Source organism: Bacteroidia bacterium, from assembly GCA_040880525.1.
In the GTDB taxonomy this organism is placed as follows: domain Bacteria; phylum Bacteroidota; class Bacteroidia; order CAILMK01; family JBBDIG01; genus JBBDIG01.
Genome location: JBBDIG010000055.1, coordinates 26,746 through 51,024 on the forward strand (window position 1 = coordinate 26,746; position 24,279 = coordinate 51,024).

At 45.1% G+C, this 24,279-nt stretch carries 18 protein-coding genes; 11 read left to right on the plus strand and 7 right to left on the minus strand.

The features are described 5' to 3' along the window. Positions 1-40: 40 nt before the first annotated feature. Positions 41-1,156 carry a DNA replication and repair protein RecF gene (gene recF, locus WD077_15140; GenBank protein MEX0968565.1) on the minus strand — a complete coding sequence of 372 codons (1,116 nt, stop codon included), beginning with the start codon at positions 1,154-1,156 and terminating at the stop codon, positions 41-43. A gap of 50 nt (positions 1,157-1,206) precedes the next feature. On the opposite strand from recF, the gene WD077_15145 reads away from it, so the two are divergent. From WD077_15145 to WD077_15170, 6 genes are all read left to right on the plus strand, one after another. Then, positions 1,207-2,121: a DMT family transporter gene (locus WD077_15145; GenBank protein MEX0968566.1), complete on the plus strand. Its 915-nt coding sequence runs from the start codon at positions 1,207-1,209 to the stop codon at positions 2,119-2,121. Between the two features lie 172 nt (positions 2,122-2,293). After that, positions 2,294-2,989 carry a DUF3365 domain-containing protein gene (locus WD077_15150; protein ID MEX0968567.1) on the plus strand — a complete coding sequence of 232 codons (696 nt, stop codon included), beginning with the start codon at positions 2,294-2,296 and terminating at the stop codon, positions 2,987-2,989. Further along, complete coding sequence (locus WD077_15155; GenBank protein MEX0968568.1) at positions 2,989-4,494, plus strand: GH3 auxin-responsive promoter family protein; 1,506 nt, start codon at positions 2,989-2,991, stop codon at positions 4,492-4,494. The genes WD077_15150 and WD077_15155 overlap by 1 nt, the downstream gene beginning before the upstream one ends. Before the next feature lie 276 nt (positions 4,495-4,770). Continuing rightward, positions 4,771-6,024, plus strand: coding sequence for a PKD domain-containing protein (locus WD077_15160; protein MEX0968569.1), 1,254 nt, complete (start codon positions 4,771-4,773; stop codon positions 6,022-6,024). A gap of 228 nt (positions 6,025-6,252) precedes the next feature. Then, positions 6,253-6,927, plus strand: a complete 675-nt coding sequence (locus WD077_15165; GenBank protein MEX0968570.1) for a DUF4159 domain-containing protein — start codon at positions 6,253-6,255, stop codon at positions 6,925-6,927. Between the two features lie 171 nt (positions 6,928-7,098). Beyond that, complete coding sequence (locus tag WD077_15170) at positions 7,099-15,834, plus strand: fibronectin type III domain-containing protein (GenBank protein MEX0968571.1); 8,736 nt, start codon at positions 7,099-7,101, stop codon at positions 15,832-15,834. A gap of 214 nt (positions 15,835-16,048) precedes the next feature. Here WD077_15170 and WD077_15175 read toward each other — a convergent pair whose 3' ends face one another. The 5 genes from WD077_15175 to WD077_15195 form a co-directional block, all read right to left on the minus strand. Beyond that, positions 16,049-17,473 carry a TlpA disulfide reductase family protein gene (locus WD077_15175; GenBank protein ID MEX0968572.1) on the minus strand — a complete coding sequence of 475 codons (1,425 nt, stop codon included), beginning with the start codon at positions 17,471-17,473 and terminating at the stop codon, positions 16,049-16,051. A 125-nt stretch (positions 17,474-17,598) separates the two neighbouring features. Then, on the minus strand, positions 17,599-17,979 hold the full coding sequence (locus WD077_15180; GenBank protein MEX0968573.1) for a hypothetical protein: 381 nt from the start codon (positions 17,977-17,979) through the stop codon (positions 17,599-17,601). A 14-nt stretch (positions 17,980-17,993) separates the two neighbouring features. Then, the gene (locus WD077_15185) at positions 17,994-18,350 is read right to left on the minus strand and encodes a hypothetical protein (GenBank protein ID MEX0968574.1); all 357 of its coding nucleotides are present in this window, start codon (positions 18,348-18,350) and stop codon (positions 17,994-17,996) included. Positions 18,351-18,460: 110 nt separating this feature from the next. After that, positions 18,461-18,934, minus strand: a complete 474-nt coding sequence (locus WD077_15190) for a ribonuclease H-like YkuK family protein (GenBank protein MEX0968575.1) — start codon at positions 18,932-18,934, stop codon at positions 18,461-18,463. A 127-nt stretch (positions 18,935-19,061) separates the two neighbouring features. After that, on the minus strand, positions 19,062-19,874 hold the full coding sequence (locus WD077_15195; protein MEX0968576.1) for a 5'-nucleotidase, lipoprotein e(P4) family: 813 nt from the start codon (positions 19,872-19,874) through the stop codon (positions 19,062-19,064). 98 nt (positions 19,875-19,972) lie between these two features. On the opposite strand from WD077_15195, the gene WD077_15200 reads away from it, so the two are divergent. The 5 genes from WD077_15200 (at position 19,973) to WD077_15220 (ending at position 23,561) form a co-directional block, all read left to right on the plus strand. Continuing rightward, complete coding sequence (locus tag WD077_15200; protein ID MEX0968577.1) at positions 19,973-20,854, plus strand: restriction endonuclease; 882 nt, start codon at positions 19,973-19,975, stop codon at positions 20,852-20,854. A gap of 71 nt (positions 20,855-20,925) precedes the next feature. Next, positions 20,926-21,471 carry an RNA polymerase sigma factor gene (locus tag WD077_15205; GenBank protein ID MEX0968578.1) on the plus strand — a complete coding sequence of 182 codons (546 nt, stop codon included), beginning with the start codon at positions 20,926-20,928 and terminating at the stop codon, positions 21,469-21,471. Continuing rightward, a complete protein-coding gene (locus WD077_15210) occupies positions 21,464-22,060 on the plus strand; it encodes a hypothetical protein (protein MEX0968579.1) in 597 nt (198 codons plus the stop codon). The genes WD077_15205 and WD077_15210 overlap by 8 nt, the downstream gene beginning before the upstream one ends. 8 nt (positions 22,061-22,068) lie before the next feature. Continuing rightward, entirely contained in the window at positions 22,069-22,941 is an 873-nt protein-coding gene (locus WD077_15215) for a DUF4097 family beta strand repeat-containing protein (GenBank protein MEX0968580.1), read from the plus strand. 8 nt (positions 22,942-22,949) lie between these two features. Continuing rightward, positions 22,950-23,561, plus strand: a complete 612-nt coding sequence (locus WD077_15220; protein MEX0968581.1) for a hypothetical protein — start codon at positions 22,950-22,952, stop codon at positions 23,559-23,561. A gap of 107 nt (positions 23,562-23,668) precedes the next feature. Here the strand turns inward: WD077_15220 and WD077_15225 are convergent, their stop codons facing one another. Next, a complete protein-coding gene (locus WD077_15225; protein MEX0968582.1) occupies positions 23,669-24,094 on the minus strand; it encodes a DUF1801 domain-containing protein in 426 nt (141 codons plus the stop codon). Between the last annotated feature and the right edge of the window lie 185 nt (positions 24,095-24,279).

Below are 24,279 nucleotides of genomic sequence, written 5' to 3' on the forward strand. Positions count from 1 at the left end.
AAACAGCAAGTTGTGAATAGTCACTGGCTTTTTTATGCTTTTAAATGTGAGCGCTTTGCTCGGCTACGCTGCCTTTTACCACGTGATATAGGTCCACTTCCTTTGCTACGGGCAGAATGTACTCCTCAACCCTGGCCAGCGATGTATCGGTAATGAACACCTGCCCGTAATCCAGGTGAAATAGCAGACTGATGAGCTGCCGCACCCGGTGCCGGTCCAGCCGGTCAAAGAGGTCGTCCAGCAGAAGTAGAGGGGGAAAGCCTTTGCGGTCTTTTATGTAGCTGAATTCCGCCAGCTTCAGCGCCAGCAAGTAGCTCTTTTGCTGACCCTGGCTGCCGAACTTTTTCAGGGGATGGTCTCCAATCGTAAACTCCAGGTCGTCTTTATGGATTCCGCTGGAAGTGCGCTGCAAAGCCAGGTCGCGCTGAAGATTCTTTTTCAGCCGCTCCAGCAGCGGCATCTCGTGCAGGCGCGACTGATACGTCAGAGATACATCTTCCCGGCCTTGGGTAATCGCTTTCACATATTCCCTGAAATAAGGTAAAAACTCAGCAATAAACCGGCTACGGACTTCATAGATCAAACTTCCGGTTTCATGCAGTTTCTGATCATAGATCCCCAGCAATTCACGGTTTAGACGACCTATTTCTTCAGCATCCTTCAGCAAGGCATTGCGTTGTTGAAGCGCCCGTTCATACTGACTCAATAACTGCATGTAAGCCTTATCGTCCTGCGAAATCGCAGCATCCATAAATTTTCTGCGGGTCTCGCTACCGCCCGTAATCAGATCTACGTCATAAGGCGTTACCATCACCACCGGATACCTGCCATAATGTTCCGTCATTCGAGGCACCGCCACCTGATTTTTCTTTATCACCTTTTTCCGTCCGCGCACTTGCCCTATCAGCACCGTATCATTTTCTTCCAACCGCTTCAATTCTCCTTCTACCATAAAATATTTTTCCCCGTGCTGAATGTTTTGGGCATCTATATAATTAAAGTAGCTTTTTCCGGTAGAGAGATAATGGATCGCATCAAGGAGGTTGGTTTTCCCGGCACCATTATCACCCCAAAATACCACGAATCGCTGCCGGAATTTTATCCGTGCCTTCGGGAAATTTTTAAAGCTATCCAGGTGGAGGGAATGCAGAAACATAGCGCACAAAGGTAAGGCTGCCTGCAGCTGTAGAAGTACCTTTGCCGGCTATGTCGAAGAAGAGTTTATGGCTGCTGGTGCATCTCTCCATGATAGGGGTGTCGCTGATTTATGGAGGCAATTATACGGTGGCAAAAGAGGTGATGCCTGCTTTTATTCAGCCTTCCGGTTTTATCATGGTTCGCGTGTGGGTGGCCCTGCTGATGCTCACGCTCATACAGATCATTTTTGTAAAGGAAAAAATTCGCGGGCTGAAAGACTATGCATACCTGGCAATGTGTGCATTTTTTGGCGTTGCAGCCAACATGCTCATGTTCTTCAATGGCCTCAATCATACAACGCCTATCAATGCCTCGCTCATTATGACGCTAACTCCGGTCATTGTGTTGACGGCAGGTACGCTACTGAAAGAGGAGCAGTTCCGGTGGAGAAAGCTGGCGGGCGTTCTCCTGGGTTTGTCAGGAGCGGCACTGCTCATTGCCGGCCCATCCTTATCGTTTGATACTTCCACCTGGTGGGGCGATTTGCTGATACTGTTCAATGCATCATCCTACGCCATATATCTGGTGCTTATTCGTCCGATGATGGTGAAATATCATCCGTTTACCGTCATTCGCTGGACTTTCACCTTCGGTGCTTTGATGGTCCTTCCTTTCGGCCTGAATCAGGTTTTGGATGCTAAATGGACACAGATGGAACCCATACATTGGGCACAAATAGCATTTGTGGTGCTGGGCACAACCTTCATTGCTTACCTGCTTAATGCATGGGCCTTAAAGTTTGTGAAATCGTCAGTGGTGGGTTCCTACATTTACCTGCAGCCTGTTTTTGCAACTTTGATCGCGGTGGTATTTGCTGATTACAACCTTTATCCCCGGCATTTGCTTTATGCAGCACTGATTATGGGTGGCGTGTTTCTGGTGAGCTGGAATAAAAATAACAGACAGTCCGTACGAAGCCCTTAATATTTTGGCTTTAGTTAACATTAAAATAGCGGGGCTCATAAACTGTTTTTTCAACCATTTATTTAAAACCAACCCTAAATACGTACCTCGATTCCGATAAATTCAGGCTTAAAACAAAATGTTAATGATGGGATTTACTTTTAAAACTCAATTTTATTATAAAAAGAACACCATGAAACGTATTTCATTCTTGATCCTGCTTTCTGCACTGGCGCTTGGTGCGTGCGATTCGGCACCTAAGGAAAATGAAGAGGAGAAAATCACGGAAGCTGACCGGCCCAAAACGCGGCTGGATTCCCTAAAAGAACGGATGGGCGGCAACCTTGCAACAGGTACAGAGGTTGACAAAGCCGCTGCTGCGTTCGGAGAAAAGGTTGCCATGGAGGCTGCCGGAATATTGCGCTCCAATCTGCAAGGAGCGATGGAGGAAGGTGGTGTGGAACAAGCGCTTGTTCATTGCTTTGAGGCGGCAGAAACGCTGCACCAGCCATTAGCGCAGAAATATGAGGCACAAATTTCACGCGTCAGCCATAAACCCCGCAACCCGGATAACGAAGCGAGCGGCCATGAAAAGGAGCTGATCTCCATCCTACAGTCTCAACTGAAAACGGGAGAAGAAGTACCTGCATTAAAGGAGGAAACCGATGCCTTCACATATTATCATCCGATCATAACCCAGCAAATGTGCCTGAACTGCCACGGAGTGAAGGAGCAGGATATTGCTGAACTGGACCTGATGACCATTGAATTGATGTATCCGACTGACCGTGCAACCGGGTTTAAGGCAGGTGATATTCGTGGCCTTTGGAAAGTCCGGTTCAGCAAGAACCGTCTGCAACAGGAAATGAACAGCAAAGAAGCGATTTAATGGGAATAAAAGGAGCAGCCGCGAAAGCACTTGCAGCCGTTTTTGCACGCGATATAAAGAGGTGGAGCAGTCATCCTTTGCAGACGCAGGAAGCGCAGTTCCGGAACTTGCTTTCTCAAAGCCGTGAAACCGCCTTTGCCAGGGAACACGGGCTGGCCAGGGTAAAAAGTTATGAGGATTTTAAGAAGCAGGTTCCCATTCGCGATTATGAAGGGCTCCGGCCTTTTATAGACAGGATCATTGAAGGCGAACGCGATGTGCTGTGGCCTGGGCGTCCTATCTATTTTGCCAAAACTTCAGGCACCACCTCCGGTGTGAAATATATTCCCATCACGAAAGATTCCATCAGCAACCACATTGATTCCGCAAGGAATGCTTTGCTGATGTATGCGCTGAAAACCGGCAACAGCAGTTTTTTTGACGGCAAAATGATTTTTCTTTCGGGCAGCCCAGTACTTGGTGAAACAGGCGGAATTAAAACCGGCCGGCTCAGTGGAATCGTGAATCATCATGTGCCGCAGGTGCTCAAAGGAAACCAGATGCCGGGTTACGAAACCAATTGTATTGAGGACTGGGAGCAGAAGCTGGACAGGATCGTGGAGGAAACCATGAAAGAGGATATGCGGCTCATCAGCGGTATTCCTCCCTGGATGCAAATGTATTTTGACCGGCTGCAGGAGCGCACCGGAAAGAAAGTGGGTGAGCTGTTTCCAAACCTGCAATTGCTGGTACATGGCGGTGTAAACTTCCAGCCATACCGGGAAAGGATGATGGAAAGCATGGGCAGAGAAACAGATACTATCGAGACCTTTCCTGCTTCAGAGGGGTTTATCGCTTTTCAGGATTCGCTGGATGAGAAGGGTTTGCTGCTTATTCTCAACAAAGGCATTTTCTTCGAATTCATTCCGGCAGAGGAATCGGGAAAGGAAAATCCTGAACGCGTAACGATCCGGGATGTGGAATTAAATAAAAACTATGCACTGATCCTGAACACGAATGCCGGTCTTTGGGGCTATGATATTGGAGATACGGTAAAATTTACCAGCAAAGATCCCTACCGTCTGGTGGTATCGGGCCGCACCAAGCATTTCATCTCAGCGTTTGGTGAGCACGTAATTGCAGAGGAGGTGGAAAGTGTGCTTGCCGAAGCCGCCAGGGAAATGGGCGCGCTGGTCAATGAATTCACGGTTGCTCCGCAAATTACTCCCCCGGATGAGAGCAGTCCTTACCACGAATGGTTTATAGAATTTGAGAAAGAACCGGAGAATCTCCTGGATTTCCGGTTGCTGCTTGATAATAAGTTGAGGCAAAAAAACATCTACTATGACGACCTCGTCCGCGGCCATATCCTTCAGCCGCTTATGATCAGGCGGGTGCAACGTCAGGGATTTTCCCAATACATGGCAAGTCTTGGCAGGCTCGGTGGCCAGAATAAACCCCCCCGCCTCGGCAATGACCGTAGTTTTGCAAAAGGTTTAGAGAACTGGCTGGAGAATGAAAAATGAACTGGGAAGGACGGAGTTGTAAGTTCAGTAACAGTTTAATTTTCAATAGGAAAGAATTTGAACGGAAGAGAAATCAAAATTAGTAATCTGAAATTTTAGAATATAGGCAGGTAAGAAATTATTGGATTATTTTTAAACTTATTTCCTGATTACCGGTTTTTCAGAACACATATTTTCGAAATATATAATTATAGATACGTAAGAAATCTACCAATCGCGGTTTGCCCCGGCTTTTATCCCTGATACTTTTGAGCCAACATTAAAAAACATATTATCATGACACATTTACACATCAGACGATTTTCTTTTAAAATGATTCTGCTGTTAGCAGCCGGATTCTTTTTTACCTTGAACGGATCAAAAGCGCAGGCTTGCGAGGCGGACTTTGATTTTAACCAGTATGGCAATCAGGTACACTTCGCGAACAAATCCTCCGGCTTTTACTCTACTTATTTCTGGGATTTTGGCGATGGCAACACATCCACAAGCAATGCCCCAGGCCATTCTTACGCGGCTGCAGGAACGTATAGCGTTAGCCTTTTCCTCCGGGATTCACTCGGATGCACCGATTCGCTTATAAAGCAGGTGGTGATTCCTGCCATGCCGGATCATATCCTCGGCACGGTTTACTTTATAGATCAGGGCCAGACCAATATTGATCATGGCGTTGCCTATCTCATCCAGTTTGACAGCACGCAGAATACGCTGACCGCAGTTGACACGGTAGCCATTGATTCCAACAGCATGTTTTATTTCGATAATATCGCCCCTGGCGAATACCTGATAAAAGCTGCGCTGACAAGCCAGTCAAGCCATTACAATGATTACATGCCCACTTATATGGATACGAGCCTGTTTTGGAATATGGCTTATTCTATAGAAATCGGGAATAACTGGTTTACGGATGCTTTTGTATACCTGCTGAAGGGAACCAATCCCGGAGGGCCTGGGTTTATTGGTGGAAATGTTACTCAAGGCGCAAATAAAAAAGCCGGACCTGGCGATCCTCTTGAAGGTGTATCGGTACTTCTGCTGGATATGAATAACAAAGCCATCACATCTACCTGGACTGATGCCACCGGAAAATTCGAGTTCGATAATATTCCTTTAATGAGCTATAAAGTATGGCCCGAAATTCCTGGTAAAACCACGGATCCTATGATTGTGGATCTGAGCCAGGATAATGAAGAAGAAACCGGATTGGAAATATTTGTGAACACTACTACGGTAACAGGAATATTCAAAAGCCACCTGGCGTATGAGCCGCAGGTTTTGGATATTTATCCTAATCCATCAAACGGAATAATTAATATCAATCACAAAAGTGCCGAAGGAGGAAACTTGCAAATCCGCTTGCTGAATAGTGTTGGGCAGGTAGTATTGCTACGGGGACTGAATGCACAACCAGCATCCGTGCAATCCCTCACCCTGGATGCAACTGCGTTGCCCCGGGGATTTTATTATGTCGAAGTGTTAAAATCCACCAGCGGCAACAGTGCATCCTATGTTCAGAAGATTGTGATTGAATAGACCCCACTTTTCTCCTTTGCACTTAGAAGAGGCGGCCTTTGCAGGCTGCCTCTTTTGTTTTGCATGCACCGAAGATAGCCAAATGGTTTAAATATTATAACAAGACTAAATTTTTATAAAACTAAAAATGCGATAAAAGTCAGGATAAAAATTCACCCATTCTCCTCACCCTGCCCGAGGCATTAACATTGCCTGCTACCGCTGGCTTCTCAAGATTTAATATTGATCATGAAATATACCCGGTTCTTATTGTTCCTTTTCCTTCTTTTCTTTACCGGCACAAGTGCTGTCATCAATGCCCAGAACAGCAGTGTAAGCATAGCCCGGCTTCAGTATAGTGGCGGGGGGGACTGGTATGCAAACCCTACCTCATTGCCGAATCTTATCAGTTTTTGCAATGAAAATCTTGGTACCGGCATAGCACCTCGTGAAGTTACAGTGGAAGCCGGAAACCGGGACATTTTCAATTACCCGTTTATTCATATGACCGGCCATGGAAATGTGGTTTTTTCTGATGCCGAAGCCGAGAACCTGCGGAATTACCTCACTGGTGGTGGATTCCTGCACATTGACGATAATTATGGTATGGATGTTTTTATCCGAACGGAATTGAAGAAGGTATTTCCGAACCATGAACTCATTGAACTCCCTTCCAATCATCCTGTTTTTCATCAGAAATATACCTTTCAAAACGGATTACCAAAGATTCACCAGCATGATGAAAAACCTGCCCAGGCTTTCGGTATCATCCATGAGGGAAGGCTGGTGTTGCTATACTCCTATCAGTCAGATCTAGGGGATGGCTGGGAAGATCCTGATGTGCATGACGATCCTGAAGAGGTAAGGCAAAAAGCGCTGCAAATGGGGGCCAATATTGTCAGCTATGTTTTTATGGGTGAATGAGCAAGTAATATTCCTGCCCATTCTGTCGTCTTTCTGGATTTAGCAAGCTCTAAATTGCGAACCTTTCCGGATCCCTTCGGAATTATTATTAAAATTGATTGTTGATAATGTTGCGGTTTAACACATCCTGGCCTTATTAATCTTCTAATTTGAGATTCACGATCACGGCCAATGAAATATATTTTCTCATTTATTCTTTTAATTATTCTGCTTAGTACGGCAACAACCGGTTATGCCACTCACCTGAAGGGAGGTGATCTCACCTACCGCCATCTCAGTGGAAACACTTATGAGATCAAATTCCTCGTTTACCGTGATTGCGTTGGAAGCACGGCTCCCTTAGACGACAGCATCGCTTACCGGATTTTTGCGGCATCAAATACCAGCAGTTTTAGCAGCAGATATGTTCTGCTCAGCAACAGCAGCTTTGTAGATGCGGAAATTCCAAATTGCGCGAACCCCACTGGCATCTGCATCGAAAAAGGAGAATATATAGATACCATTCAGTTGGGCAACGATTCGCAGGGATACCATATTTCTTACATGCGTAATGAGCGAAATGAGAATATAACCAACCTGAGGCGATGCGTGAATACTACTAATAATAGCAACTGCACAGGTTCCTGTTTTCTATTTCCTAAATATCCTTTTGGAATGGTATGGTATGCATTTGTGCCACCCCGCTCATTTCGGAATTCCTCCCCCCAATTTCTTACGGTTCCGATTCCCTATATATGCGTAAATAAACGAAGTACTTTTAACAACAATGTGTATGATCCGGATGGTGATTCACTGGTGTTTTCAATTGATACGCCTTATTCCCCTCCGGCTTGTGGAATTGCAGCTCCTACCCCCACGGTTCCTCCTTTCAGCCAGGTAGTATATCAGTCTGGTTATTCTGCACCCAAGACTTTTGGCGCAGCCACGCCAGATGTTACTATAAATCCTATTACCGGTGACATTACCGCTGAACCCAACGCCAGCGGGAACTATGTTTTGGCTGTTACGGTAAAAGAATACCGGGTAGATCCCATCACAAAGGCCGTTACATACCTTGGCGAAATCAGAAGGGATCTGCAGTTTATAACCGGAGTTTGCCCCTCCAATGCTCCGCCCAATTTTGTAGCCGATACGCAGGGCTACTCCCGCAGGCTCGATCCGGGAGATACCATCTGTTTTACGGTTTCCGGAAAAGATACTACACCCACTTCTACCGGAAGCGATACGGTTTATCTGTCTGCAGTTGGCGGTATTATGGGTTCGCCCGGTTCGCTGATCCCACCCCCACACGCCTACTTCCCTGATACATTAGACTCGTTCGAGGTTTCGCAGCAATTCTGCTGGACTCCAACCTGCGACCACATTACCTATTCCTCGCCCCATGTTGTCAACTTCAACCTGTCTGACCAGGGATGCAACCAGGTGCAGAAGGCTTACAGCATTTATGTGACGCCCCCGCCAATTCTGAAGCCACCAAGACTAAAATGCGTCAACAGCCTTACGGCCAGCACCATTCAGCTTAACTGGGATACGGTGGGAAGCGATACGGCATTTGTGCGGTACAACATTTACCGCAGGCCAGGATCCAGCGGCTCCTTCTACATGGTGGAATCGATTTATAGCCATCTTACCACAACCTGGACCGACTTCGGAATTACGGATGCGCTCAGCCAACAATATGAATACCTTATCAAATCCTCAAACCTCTGCGAAACTGAAGGTTTGCCATCCGACACGCTTGGCACCTTAATTCTTTCAGTATCTAAAATAAATGCAACGCAGTCGCTGCTAAGCTGGACGAGCGTGCAAAGCAACTTTGGCAATTACACTATAATGCAGGATACCGGAAATGGCTATACTGCTATTGATTCTACCTCAGACACTTCCTATTTGCTCTCCAACTGCAACCTTGAAGCAGAATACCGGATCAGGGCAAGAGATTCATCCTTCAGTTGCGACATGCTATCGAATGCTGTGGCAGCCGAAATGGCGGATTCTGTTGCGCCTGCGATTCCGGAGCTCCGGGTGGCAAGCACAGTGGCTGCCGATACCATAAACCTTACATTCACCCCATCTCCCGATGCAGATGCCAGACTGCTCATTTTTGCTTCGGTAAATGGAGGTGTTTTTTCTGCGGTGGATACGCTTGACATCACTTCTTTCTCAAAGCAGGTTTATCAGCACGTTCCGGTTTCTGCTACGACTGATCGCTACTGTTATTATATCCAAAGCCTTGATAGTTGCGGCAATTTCAGTTTGCCTTCTGATACGCATTGCGTGGTGCAACTGGAGGGTGCGGGCGGCCAAAGACGAGCGCATCTCAACTGGCATCCTTACAGCGGATTTCCGGTAGCTGCTTACATCCTGGAACGGTGGGACGGCAGCACATGGCGGCAGCGTGATTCTTTAACTGCTTCAGATACTTCATTCAATGATCTGCTGGGCGCCCGCTGCAACGTGCCGCTTTTTTACAGGATCAAAGCCTTGCTCAATCGTGCTACTGACAGCATCAGCTACAGCGACACAATCAGGGTTACACCCTTTGACACCGTGCCACCGGCCATACCTAAAATGCATCGCGTAACCGTAGAGGCAAATTCCGCGATCCATGTAGAATTCCTGAGAGTGGCGGATAATGATGTGAAAGAATATGAGATTTTTTATTCGCAGGATGGCAGCACATTTCTTTCTGCCGGCTTGCATCCGCGCCAAACAAACGATACCCAGGTTTTTGTGCATTCGGGAATAGATCCCGGTAGCCATCGTTTCTGCTATTATGTGCAGGCTCTTGATTCCTGTGGGCCAAATTATTCTGCTCCATCAGAGACGCTTTGTGCTATGGAATTGCAGGGACAGGCAGGCAACCAGTCGAACCACATTCAATGGCATCCGTATGTTGGATTCAACATAGATGATTACGATCTGGAACGGTGGAATGGCAGCACCTGGATCAGCATTGCCAGCATTCCACCCACTGATACGCACTTTGTGGATACTCCACTGCCTTGCTATATAGAGCAGCGCTACCGAGTAAGAGCAAACGAGCTGGGCGCAAATACTTTTTCCTATTCTGATACACTGTATCTGACGCCATTCGATACGATTGCGCCCGCTGCACCTGAAATGAGATCTGTGAGTGTGCGGAACAACCAGGTAATTGATCTCACCTGGAATCATAGCAATTCGCCTGATATTGATCGCTATATTGTTTACAGGATGCCTGCTGGTGGAAGCTTTTCCATTCATGACACGGTGGGATTGGTGAGCAGCTATATTGATACACCTTCATCCGTGATAAATGGTAGTTGGTGCTATGCCGTAGCAGCACTGGATTCATGTTCTGATAATATAAGTGATCTTTCTGATTCGCACTGTTCCGTGGTTTTGCAGACGGACACGCTGGGCTGCGAGCAAAAGGTTGTGCTGACCTGGAACCATTACGTTGGCTGGAGTGCAGGCGTTTCGAATTATGAAATATTAAGAAGCAAAGATGGTGGCAGTGAAACCCTGCTTGCAACCGTAAATAGCACCACAACCACATTTACAGATACGCCTGCACATTATCCATCCCGATATTGCTACAGGATAAAGGCAACAGAAACCGGATCCGGAGGGGAATTTTCATTTTCCAACCAATCATGTGAGTCGCCCTTTGAAGCCGATGTTCCGCACACCATAATGGTCACAAAAACGGTGACCAGTACGAGCACAGGAGAAATTGAGATTAACTGGGAACCGCAAGCCATTGCAGAGAAAATTGAATTTCAGCGGCTCTATTACAGCACTACCGGAACCCTGCCTTTTGCAATTCTTAAAGACAGCATCCCGATTTCGCAGACTTCTTTTTTACATGAAAATTTAAATACAAAAACAGGTGAACATTATTATTACCTGGTGAATGTGGATAGTTGTGAAAATGAAAGTGACAGCAGTGAGATTCATAAAACGATGGATCTCGATTTCGCGATCGGGCAATTGGAGCACGACCTGAACTGGACGCCCTACGAAGGTTGGAACGTCAGCCAATATTATATCCAGCAATTGCTTTCCGGTACTTTTCAAACTGTGGACTCGGTAAACGGAAATATCACCACATGGCATAAATTTCCTGCGCCCTGCAACCTCAAGATCACCTACCGGGTGCTGGCAACAGATGGCGCTGGCGCTTTCAGCCTGAGCGACACGGTGGAGAATCAGGCTATAGACACCATTCCTTCTGACGCCCCGAAGATTACCAATGTTTCGGTTTTAAATGGAAACGTAATTCAACTGGATTTTGACGGATCCGATTCGCTTGACAATTATCTTTACGACATCCGCAGAAGTACGAATGGCGGGCCTTTCCAAAATATAGGTGTGGTAAATTTCACGTTTCCAAATGATCAGCATAGCTACTTCGATACTACCAATACCCTCACTGATCGCTACTGCTATCAGGTAACAATCCTCGATTCCTGCCTCAATTCAACTGCATCCAATATTTTCTGTCCGGTTCAGTTGCAGGGACAGGACGAGAACCTCGCTACCCGGCTGGATTGGTTTCCCTTTTTCGGTTACCCCAGCTTCAATTATTATGTATTGCATTTTAATGGAAATGCCTACGACACACTTGCCATACTTCCGCAAGGCGATACCACTTACCGCCACCAGCCGCTGCCCTGCAATAATCTGCACCACTACAAAATCCTGACAAAGGAAACAGGTGGCTCGCGCTTCAGCTTTTCTGACAGCATCGCACTCATACCATTCGATACGATAAAACCGGCCGCCCCTGCTGTGAAATTCGCTACAGTCATAAGCAGTTCTTCAGTTGAACTGCAATGGGCACAAAGCGATGCAGACGTGCGGCTCTATGATGTTTTTATCAAATCAGAAAACACGCCCTGGCAATTTTATGCCTCAGTACCAGATGATACAGTATTGACGCTGACAGGGCTGAACACGCTGGATTCCATTTACTATTTCCGGGTGATCGCCATTGATAGCTGCGGCCCCAACCGGTCTGACAGCAGCGAAATCCATCGCACCATCCAGCTTCAGGGTGTTGCCGGTAATCTCGAAACCCGGCTGAACTGGAGTGCTTACACCGGGTTCTCCGGCATTTCTAAATATTACATTTATCGCTATGAAAACTTGAACTGGCAATTGCTGGATTCTGTCGCTTCGTCATCTTTGCTTTATACGGATGATTCATTGCCTTGCAATCGAACCCAGTATTATCGCATCACTGCCCAAGAGGCCGGCAGCCCTTACTTCAGCATTTCTGACAGTATTGCGCTCACCCCATTTGACACCGTTGGGCCTGATGTGCCCAATGTGCGGAAAGCGTCTGTTTTGCCATCAAATGAGGTGGAGGTGGTATTTGATACATCGCAGGTTACGGATGTGGATTGGTACCTCATATATGTTTCCACCAATGGCGGATCGTTTGTGCTGCATGATTCGGTTTCCCACCAACTGGCAAATCCCCTTCAATACTTGCATACAGGCGCAGATGGCAGCGCCAATAACTACTGCTATTATCTGATTGCAGCCGATAGTTGCGCCAGAAACCTTTCCCTTCTTACTGATACGCATTGCACGGTAATGCTTACCGGCCAGCCCCGCCAATTGCGGTCAGAGCTCAACTGGAATTCCTATACCGGCTTTTCAAACCCTGATTATGTTGTGCAGCGCCAGGATGGTACAGTCTGGATTGACCTTGCCACAAATCCCGGATCCGGATTCACTGATTCATTGGTAGCCTGCAACGTGCCTTATACCTATCGTATTGCCATTATAAATGGAAACGATACCGCATTTTCCAACTATGAAACAGTAACGCCTTTCGATACGATTCCTCCCGGTGTACCTGGCCTTCGCTATGTCACTGTTCAGCCGGATCATTCTGTGAAGCTGGAATGGGATTATGACCCGGATTCAGATGTGAAGTTCTTTGACATCTTCCGTAGCATCAATGGCGGTACTTTCAGTTTAATTAATACGGTGGAATATGATTCCGTATTGGTGGATTCACCATTGACAGCGCAAACAAACGTTTACCGATACTATGTGGTCGCGATAGATAGTTGCAATGCGGCTAACCGTTCTGCCCCATCTGACACCGATAATACCATGCTTGCAACGCTCACCTCGCAAGAGTGCGTCCCACTAATAAAGCTGGATTGGAATTTTTATGTAGAACTTCCTGAGGATGTGGACTTCTATAATATTTACAGAAGTGATGATGGCATCAATTTCAACTTTATAGATGTAGTTCCCAATTCAATAAATACATATACCGATTCATCAGTTTCTTTAAACAATACTTACTGCTACAGAATAGAAGCGCTTGATCCTGAGAGCGGCTATAGCAGCGCTTCGGACACATTCTGCATGGAACCGATTCTCTTTCCGCTTCCGGATACTGCAGCGCTCATCAGTACCTCAGTATTGGCCACCGGCCTGGCTTCCGGAGAAATTGAAGTACAGTGGCAACCTGCTGCTCCTGCTGATACGCTGACGAAAGGTTACCAGCTCTATCATTCCACCAGTGGCAATGCCGGGACGTTTTCCCTGATCCATGATGAGAACAATTTGAATATTGACCGCTATACGCAAACGGGCATAAACACAGAAACAGGCCTGAACTTTTATTCCATAGCAGCTTATAACCGGTGCGACACGATCGGGGCATTATCCATCATTCACCGCCCGGTACAACTGGAAGCGAATAATCAAAACCTGGCCGTTGAACTTAACTGGCGGCAATATCAGGGGTTTGTACCCGCAATGTACGAGCTTGAGCGAGCACCTTTGGGCCAGCCATTCTCCACCCTCGCAATGCTGCCTGCTTCTGATTCCGGTTATACGGATTCCTCAGTGCATTGCCTTGAGACTTACAGCTACCGGATCAGGGCTTTGCATCCGGCCGGAGCAGCTTTTCATTCATTCTCCGATACGCTTACAGTTACTGCATTTGACACTATTCCTCCTGCACCTGCTGATATTCTGTACGCCTCAGTATATGTTACAGACCCGGCAACCGGGGAGATCGTGCTGGAATTTGTTCCTGCTACCAAAAATACCCGCAGTGGCTATGCAATTCACCGTTCAGAAAATGGCGGAGCTTATTTGCCTGTGGATACTTTGCATGATACCAGTAGTACTGCCATTATTACATATTCAGATTTAAATTTAGATACAGAAAATAACACCTACAGTTATTTCTTAGGATCGCTGGATAGCTGCGGAAATGAGGCTGCTCCTGCTGATACGCACACTGTGATACACCTTCAGGTTCAGGCAGTGAATGGCGCCAACCTGCTGAACTGGAGTGCCTACAAGGGCTGGACCGGCTGGGAATATGGAATAGAGCGCAGAACGGCTGCCACCCACTGGATTCCGCTGGATACGGTAACGAGCGGTGTTCTGGCATTTACTGATAGCCTGACTAAATGCGACACAGTTTATACCTACCGGATTGTGGCGTATGATTTTTCCGGAAACTACTTTTCATTCTCGAACCAGGATAGCGTGATGAGTTTTGAAACCGATACCCCTGATGCCACAATGATGGTACGCGCCACCGTGAACGCGTCAGGAACTGCGAGCGGAGAAGTGCGCCTGGAATGGAATCCATCGGTTTCGGCAGATGTGGGTGGCTACAACATTTACCGCAGCCCTACCGGTGCGGCTCCGTGGACGATGGCGCAGGCTTACCATCCTGATACTTTTTATGTAGAAACAGGATTGAATACCGATGGAGAAATTTATTACTATGCAATAGAAGTGGAGGATAGCTGCCACAATACGAGCCGAACCTTGTCTGACGTCCACCGAACCATTGTGCTTGAGGCCAATGCAGGCAATGAGCGCGTGAACCTTGCCTGGAACAGCTATCAGGGCTTTGCGGTGCGCGAATACCAGTTGTGGCGTGATGGCAGCCTTTACCGGAAATTTGATAACGCAACCTTTAATTTTACAGATACCAGCGTGCTGTGCATCAATTATTATTCATATACCATCCGGGCCATTTCAAATGTGGATACCACCATTTTCTCGGAATCGAATGTGGACTCAGCGAAACCCACAGATGTAACGGCTCCGCGGCCCATTTATCTGAAGGCAGCCTCTGTAACCTCGCCCAATGACGAAATTACGCTCACCTGGAAGCGCAGCAATAATTTCGATGCGAAGAATTATAGCATTTACCGCAGGATACAGGGCCAGCCGGATATGATACTTCTGCACACAACAGCTTCTGCTGACGATACCTCCTTTGTTGACAATTTTGAAATTGGCGAATCCACCATTTGCTATGATATCAGGGCGAACGACTACTGCGACAATCAAAGCGTGAGCAGCAACCTGGGCTGCATTATCATTTTGCGTGGAGCACCGGGAGCGCTGGTAAACCACCTGCAATGGGACGACTATTTCGACTGGCCTGGCGGAACAGAGGAATTCAGGATAATCCGCTCAGAGGACGATCTTCCCTGGACAGATATAGGTGCTGTTCCCGGCAATGAATTGAACTACACCGATGGTGATCTCTCTGATTTTGTGCTGGATTACTGCTACCAGATAGAGGCAGTTCCTAATGACGATGGCAGCAACAGTTCATTCTCTACCGTACTCTGCCTGCATCAGGAACCGGTAGTGCATATTCCGAATACATTTTCTCCCAGCCTATCCTTTGGCCTCAATGATACGTGGGGTCCGGAAGGCATGTTTATCAAAAGCTTCAGCATGGAGATCTACAATCGCTGGGGAGAAAGAATATTTGAGGCAACCGGCTCAGAAAGGTGGAATGGCCTGTATAAAGGAAAACCGGTAACGGAGGGCGTATACATGTATGTGGTCACCATCCGCAGCCTGAATGACAATGTTGAGCGTTTTGAAGGGACAATTATGCTGATCAGATAGGGTACAATTTTCTCCCCCAAGGCACTCCCCTGCTCCACCAGCGTCACGTACCCCTTGCTGCGAGATTAGTGGAAACTCCTGGACCATAAATCCTATTGAACATTATGACCAATCTTACCTCTAACCATTTTTTATTCTAATAGAATATCTATTTGTTTAAAGACTTCACTTGGATTCATTGCCCTGCTAAAGGCGATCTTTCCTTCCTTATCAATCAGCATATAAGTCGGAGCCCTATAAACTGCAAAAGGCTGGATTTCTTTGTTGGAAAATTGTCCTTCTGCAACAAGGTGTATTTCTCTTGGTAACAGTGCGTTTCCTGATGTATCCTTTTGTGCAGGCAACCTTTATCTTGCCTTAACAGGAAATTCTTCCAAATCTGTATTTCTTTATCTCCAGTCTCCAGAGCAATATTTATAAAGACCACATCTTTCCCTTCATACCTCCTTATCAGTGCGTCCTTTTCCGGAATAGCATCCAGGCATGGCTGACACCAGGTACCCCAAAAATTCAAATAGACCACTTTCCCTTTAAAATCAGCAAGGTCAACAGAATTTCCATACGCATCCGGTAAATTCAATTTAGGAGCTAGGGAACCGGATTTAAGAGACATGAGATAATCACTGAATATTTTAAACTTTTCATAATTCTTATGATTGCTGAAATTATTGCTGTAAAAATCAGATAGGTCTTCAAGTATTTCAAGTGCTTCATCGTTCAGGAACAAAGGAAATTTTAAGGCGGCAATATTTATTGCTATGTCCCTTGCTTCACCCGAAAATGAATGTTTCGCTACCTCCGCTATTATGCTCAAATAATCTTCATCCCTCACAGGGCTCTGTATTCTGGCAATTTTCCTTTTAACTCTGTCATCCAAATAGAACCTGATATAATCCTGATACCGTGGCATAAAGCTATAAGGAGGGTTTGATAAGTCATTGGGGGCAATAAACGAATAATATTCATCCCCCGGAATCAAATAGCCACCAAAATCATCGCTTTTCCTGTCATGAAGGGACAGATACTTTAAATAATTTGTAGCCTCCTGATAATGTATTAGTTGCCGTATATATTGCTCATATTCTTTAGAAGGCGGTAAATTCTTATCAATCTGAAGTGTCACCTCGCTTTTCCAATTTTGTATACATTGCTTAAACTCATCAATTTCAAGAGCATTACAATCTATGTCACGATTATATTTATACTGTAAAGCCCAGTATTTTTCAAGGAAAGCATAGTTCCCCGCAGCATTTCCATCAATTGATAAATTGGAAATTGAATTTTCTATTCTAAATTTAATAACTAAAGTATCACCCGGCTTTAAATATATATCAAAGCTGAAGAAAATCTTTCCAGTACTCTTATTCAGGATTTGGTAGTACTCCGGTTTAATAGAATTTATCTCAAAAATAAACTGGCCTTGACTATCAATTTCAGTGGAATCCAATATGCAGCACACATTTCTATTGTACTCGTAATCCTGGCTATGAATAAGGTATAGTGATATTCCTGTAAATGGGGGGTAATCTCCAATAATACAGGCAGAACTGGATTTAGCCAGAACTTTTTCTGACACAACAAAGCTGAAAACAAAGAGGATTAAAGCGAAGTATAGTTTCCGGTAGTTGGAGATTGCCATAATAATTTGATTATAATTCTAATTTCGGCTTTAATTGTTTTTTTATTTTTTCCACGAATAAATTGATTTTGTATTTAAATTTTATTATTTTAAAACTTAAAATCTAAACCGTAAAAGAAAAATAATCAGCAATAGGACTTCACCCATTCAATGGCCTTTTCTTTATCTGTGAATAGCCTCACTGGTACTGCCGGCTTGTTGAATGAAAGCCATAAGTTGGTCGCGATCTCAATAAACTTGGATGGTGTGATAAAGGCCCCGGAAATAATATTTTTTGTGGCTTCTTCTGAGGAGAAATAGGCACGGGCTTCTTTGGTGGCCGGATCCATTTCCGTGAGGTCACCAATCATGCAAAGCCTTCTGTTGCCGGTAACCTGCAGGCGCTCAGCTACTACTTTTCTGGCCAAAGCAAGATCGTAATGAACTTTGGGCCGGAACAGCACGAATACAATATCGTCTTCAATCCAGATGCTGATATGCTCGTTGTCAATTCTTTTAGTTTCCATTTTTAATATTAATATTAAATGCAGGGGTTAATGGACCGGAAGGCTAGCACAATCTTCAGAGCTATCCGAATACTAGGTGAACACATTCTGGCTACCATACCATATTCCAGTGCGGTATCTCTTTTAAAACTGACTTTAAAATGGTTGAGGTTCGTATCATTACGGCTGAAGTATTTCTGCTGGTGCCGAAGCGTATACCTGCCGTTTTCCACAGCAATGCAAGCCTTTTGTGCCCTCTCTAAAATAGCTCTTCCGTTCTCCACAGAAATATCTGCTTTAGGTGACTTCTCCAGAATTTCTGTGCCTGTTTCCTGGGCATATCCGAAGGAAATCGCCAGGCAAATAATTGTTGACATGAAGATTAGTTTCATTTAATAATTTTCACGAAAGGTAAATATTCAGCAGCCTCAATCCTGCACAAAATAATGTGGGAATTCGGTTGACTTCAGAACGCTTTCACTTTCCCGGTGATCCGGCTGCTTCAATTCACCATTTTATTGGCACAACTGGTACTGGCAAAAGCTTCGGGCTTGGCTTTGAAGATAAAACCCATGCTAAGGATGTATCCCATTGCTTCGCTGAGGGCGGAGTTACTCTTGAACTGCGGACTTGTGTTGATGTCTGCGTGTACCTCAAGGTCAACCTTGTGCTTGTCGAGCAAGGGGCAAAGTTCATAGGCGATCTCAATAGATTTGCTCACCTCCATCAGCATCCGCTCTTTGATGGACATCCGGTTACGCATCTTATCCTTGTGGATGAACATGAAGCCGCCATGCTTTTCGCGTACAAATACGATGACTGTGGCAAACTCAAGGATGTTGTTGCGTCTTTGGGAATCTGTGCCAATGCATACTTTCAGCTTATACCCATTTTCACGCTCGCGCCTGATCACTTCATCCACTTCTGATAAAATAGAACCTTTCAGTTGCTCTCCGTTAAATCTTTTCCACATAATACAAATGGATTTTACTGATGGAATCTTTGAATCACGCGCTAAATTTACTACTACTTCCCTAAGTTCAGCACAGCCGAAGCAGAAAATTATGAACATTGCCGGTATTATGTATCTTCAGCCCGGCAGGTCAAAAGCCTTTCAATAAGCTCCGTCTCACCGAATCCTGCATGGCGGGAGAAAGATCAAATTGATAGCGATACATGGCATTTTCCCACTCGCCATAAACCGGATTAGGCAAAACGATAAGACGGTTTCCGAAAGCATTTCGAACGCTGTCCACTTTAGCATTCCGTTCTTCCCGCGTTTTCTTTTCAAAATCCTCCAGGAAGTCATTGAGGTTATCTCCGGCCATCATAGCGATCTCATATCCCTGTCTCCTTACCTTTTCCCGCCTCGGCTCCTTTCCGGAAGTTGTCGTCCGCAGCAACACACGTTCTTCATTTACTGCCGGGAAATCGAATCGCTGTAAATTCTTCATAGTTGCCTGCAACTCCTCCTGCTTCCGGTTAGAGATATAAAAGACGGCATACTCCAGGGAATCTGCCACCTGAAGAAAGCGCAGTGCTCCCGGCACTGTATCCGCTGCGGCCAGATCAGTCCAGCGCTTCCAGCTTTCGAACGTATATGGCTGATTATTCAGCACCTGCCACGCACCATACGGACTATTATCAAGGAGCGTTTCATCAATATCCACGACTACCGCCAGTTTCTGCTCCGGTTTCCGAGCCCGGATTTCCCGCAGTCGCATTTCGGCCAGAAAGTAGGTCTGGTAAACCAGCGCCCTATATTCTGCTGATCGCTGCACAAAAAGTACAGCCAGCGCCTTATGCTCAAGAGGAGCAACGGCAGGTGCAGTGGATTGATCCTGCACGGCTGGCGATTTTTGCGCAAGTTTGCAGGAAAATAATAGCAGAAGCACCAGCGGCAAATATCTGTACATAATGAAAACTTAAAATATTTGAAAGGGCAAAAATAGAAGAATGCAGCACTTCCATTTAGCACAACCGTTTCCCTGGCATTTACTGAAAACAAAAACTGATGGCAAGAAAAAACATACATGATAAAGTACCTGCCCATAGCCAAATGCTGATCCCTGTTTTGGAAGCATTAAAAAGACTTGGAGGTTCAGGTTCAATTGAGGAAATCAACGAAAAGGTATATGAAGTTGCTGGCTATACAGAAGACATACTGGAAATCCCTCATGATGAAAACGGAGTACAATCCAAAGTTGAATATCGTTTGGCCTGGGCAAGAACATATTTAAAGAAATACGGACTACTAGAAAACTCTTCTCGTGGTGTTTGGGCATTAGTTGATAATGAGATTGAAACTTCCAGATTAGATCCGGATAAAATTGTCCGCTCGGTAAGAGAGAAAGTCCGCAATCCAAAACCTGGAAAGTCAGTAGATCAGAATCTTCTTAATGAGAAGGAAGTATCAGACGAAATTGAAGAAGAAATAGATTGGAAAGAAAACCTAATTTCTGTCCTTTTGAAAATTGACCCTTCAGCTTTCGAGCGTTTATGTCAACGACTTTTAAGAGAAAGTGGATTTATCCAAGTTGAAGTAACAGGCAAAACTGGAGATGGAGGAATAGATGGGAGAGGAATTGTTAGAATAAACGGTTTTTTAAATTTTCACATTTTCTTTCAGTGCAAAAGGTACAAAGGTTCCGTAGGCTCTGGTGATGTCCGGGATTTCAGAGGTGCAATGCAAGGACGGGCAGATAAGGGATTGTTTATTTCAACCGGAAATTTTACAAGAGAAGCAATAAAAGAAGGAACAAGAGACGGAGCTCCGCCAATTGATCTCATTGATGGAGAGCAACTTTGTGATAAACTTAAGGAATTTAATCTTGGAGTGAAAACGGAATTAATAGAGGAAGTAAGCATCCTTCCCGAATGGTTTGACAAAATCTGAAAAGTAGTTTGATTTTAAAAAATTCCGGGGGCTTTCCAACCTTTTCTGTAATATGCCGCACTTTAGAGTGAATGGATCAGATGACGTCTCAGAAAATAAACAGGGAAGAACAGGCATTGATCAAGAGCTGCGTGGAAAACGACAGGCTTGCTCAGAAAACCCTGTTTGAAAAATATAAACGTGCTATGTACACCATTTGCTACCAAATGCTGGGGAATACAGATGATGCGCATGATGCTTTGCAGGAAGGTTTTATCAATGTATTCAAAAGCATCCGTTCATTTTCCGGCAGAGGAACGCTGGGGAGTTGGATAAAAACGATCATCATCAGGTCCGCGATTAAACAACTGGATCTGACGTCTCAAACTATAGATATTGACTATGCTGTGGAATTTGAAGCACCCCAATGGCCCAATGATATTGACGGAGAAATCCTGGAAAAGGCCATTACCTTGCTACCGGAAAAATGCCGGGTTGTGTTCCTGTTAATTGAAGTTGAAGAATATTCGCACAAAGAGGTAGCGGAAATGCTGGGCATTGGAATTGGCACTTCAAAATCGCAACTGCACTACGCCAAAAAGCTTTTATGTGAAAAATTGAAGCATATTTATGCATAATGATAAAGAATTAAAAAAAGCAATTAAAAAGCTCCCGGACCGATCTCCAGAGGCCGATTCATGGCCAGGAATAGCGCAGCGGCTGGATGAGCAGGAGTGCCTCCGCATGCCGCTCATGAAGTTGCCGCAGCATGAGCCCTCCGAAACTGCATGGCAACATATTGAAAAAGCCCTTCCGGGGAAAAGGATTCCCATGTATCGCTACTATACCGGAATTGCTGCGGCCATCCTGCTCCTGGCCGGACTGAGCATAGTTTTTAATATGGAAAAAACCGGGGCGGAAAAAGTAACGGTAAATTATTCAGTAGAATATACTGACGTTGCTAAAGACTGGGACCTGGATTTTTCTTCCACGCAAAAGGCACGCGAATATTTGCGGGACCTTTGCCAATCCTTTGAAAGTAATTGCGAAAGTGAAGAGTTTACTCAATTGAGGTCGGCATTAACGCAAACCGGTGATGCTATTGAAAGAACGGAAGGAATCCTGGCTACATTCCCCAATGATCCTGATCTTAACCGTAAGCTATTAAAATTCAAAAAGCAGGAAGCCAAAATTACCCGCGAGCTATTAGTCATAACCATGAAATAAAGCTGAAAATGAAAACGCTTTTATTTTTTCTACTATTCTTATTGGGTACTGCGAATGTATTTTCTCAGCAGCAGACGCAGGTGATTACCCGGCAATATGAACGCACCATTTCTGTAAAGGAAGGTGACAACCTTGAAATAAAAGGGGAGAAAGCCCGGATCACCGTTGAATCACATCCCCATAATGAAGTCGTTTTGCAGGTAAAGTTTACAGCGCGCCATACAGATAAAGTAACCGGGGAAACGGAACTTGATTATATGCGCTACACAGTTCAGGAGCGGAAGGGTACTATTTACATTGATAACTATTTTGCCATTCCAAAAAAGATAACCCAGGTAAATTCCAACCTACAGGCTGAGCTTTTAATAAAAGTTCCATCAGGTATGGCCATCAACCTATACAACTATTTTGGTAGCACTGCCATTACTAATTTATCGGGTGCTTTGGGCATTTCATCAGAATATGGCTTGCTGAATGTGGAAAACTGTAGCGGCCCCATATCTATTGACGTTACTTTCACTGAACTGAAAATAAAGCACTGCCGGAACATTGACATCCGTGGAAGCAACAGTGATGTCCGGGCTACCCTGCTTACAGGAAACATAGACTTTTCAGGTGAGAATTCTGATATTGACATTCAGTCTGCCGGTACAATAACCGGGAATATAGAGGTGCAAAACGGGGACGTAACACTTAGCGGCATTAAGCTCACCCAGCAATCAATTGAATTAACTTCCGCTCATGGAGAAATTGAAGTGCCTGCTCCTTTAAGCGTAATTGATGGCAATGAAAATTCCAGGGTGTATTTTCAGCCAAATCAATCGCTGCCGCTATTTAAAGTAAATTCATCTTTCGGAAAAATTCAAATTATTAAAGGTTAAACAAACTCATGAAAAACAATTGCTTAATTATTCTTATTGCTTTTTTGCCGGCTCTTCTATTTGCACAGGAGGAAGCTGACACGGCCAATGCAGCAAAATCAAGCTTTTCAGAAAAGTACAACTACCTCATCCGCGCTAAGGAGGAAAAAACACAGTTGTGGAAACTGACACCGGTAGGCAGTTTTGCTTTTGGTGGAGGCAGTGGCAGGACTATGTTTGCGCTATCTTCTTACTTCGGCTATGAAAGGAAACTCTCACGCAGCTTTTCCATAAATGGAGAAGCAGGGTTTAATCAATACTATTCTTTTGGAGAAGGATCCAACGATAAAACCTTCTGGTTATCCGGAAGTTTGGGCCCCCGGTATTATTATAATATAAACCGCAGGATAAGGCTGGGGAAATCAGCAAATAATTTATCAGCCAACTACTTTTCTGCAATGGCGAATTTTGGAGTGAATGGTCTGGCACCTGGTCCTTCTTTCTCTGCGCTTTACGGCCTTCAAAGAAGAATTGGGGATAATTTCTTTATTGATCTGGGAATCGGACCACAAATACGCATCAGGCAAAACTCCGTTGATCTGCTGCCAGACCTCAGACTAAGAATAGGCTGGGCCTGGTGAGCTGAAACGACTGATCAGCTAAGGCACATCACCGGTGGGAGCACGCGCTACGCTATCGCTGAACGCGCGCTAACAATTGTACATTACGTACCAACAATTTGAAGAAGTTATTTATCCTTTGCCGTTTCTTCAATCATTTCTGTCAACACCTTCAGATCTACATCTGTAAGTTTATTTATATAGAGACAGCCAACTCCGGTTTTGTGCTTGCCTAAACCTTTTAAAGCATCAGCATGTCGCTGGATGTCAAGGCCAAGATGCAGGGATAAGTTTGCTTTACGAGGCGAAAATCCCATATCAAACCAATCCACCTCCCTGCCTGTCTTCGGACTTTTGTACCGTTTTTTGCCAAAGCCAATGAGTGAAGCTCCCCACATTTTTGGCTCCTCTCCGCTGGCCTTTTTCATTAAGTTAAGGATGGTGAAACTGTCTTTGCGTTTTTGTTCATCCTTAATCGCATGGATAAAATCATCAACACTTGCAGAATTTTGCTTCGTTTTGATCTCAACCGGTTTTGATTTTTTCTCAGCCATGTTTTATTTATTTTGTTTTGCATTGATCAATTATCGTGGTGTTATCTACTCTTTCCGCTGCATTTCAAGGTTACTATTTTGCTGTCCAAGGAAGCTTGAAATTCCTGCTTGCGGGTAGCTGTCGTTAGCGGTTCATTGATTTTCATTATCTTTTATTACCTTGAAATTATTAAGCGCAATGCACA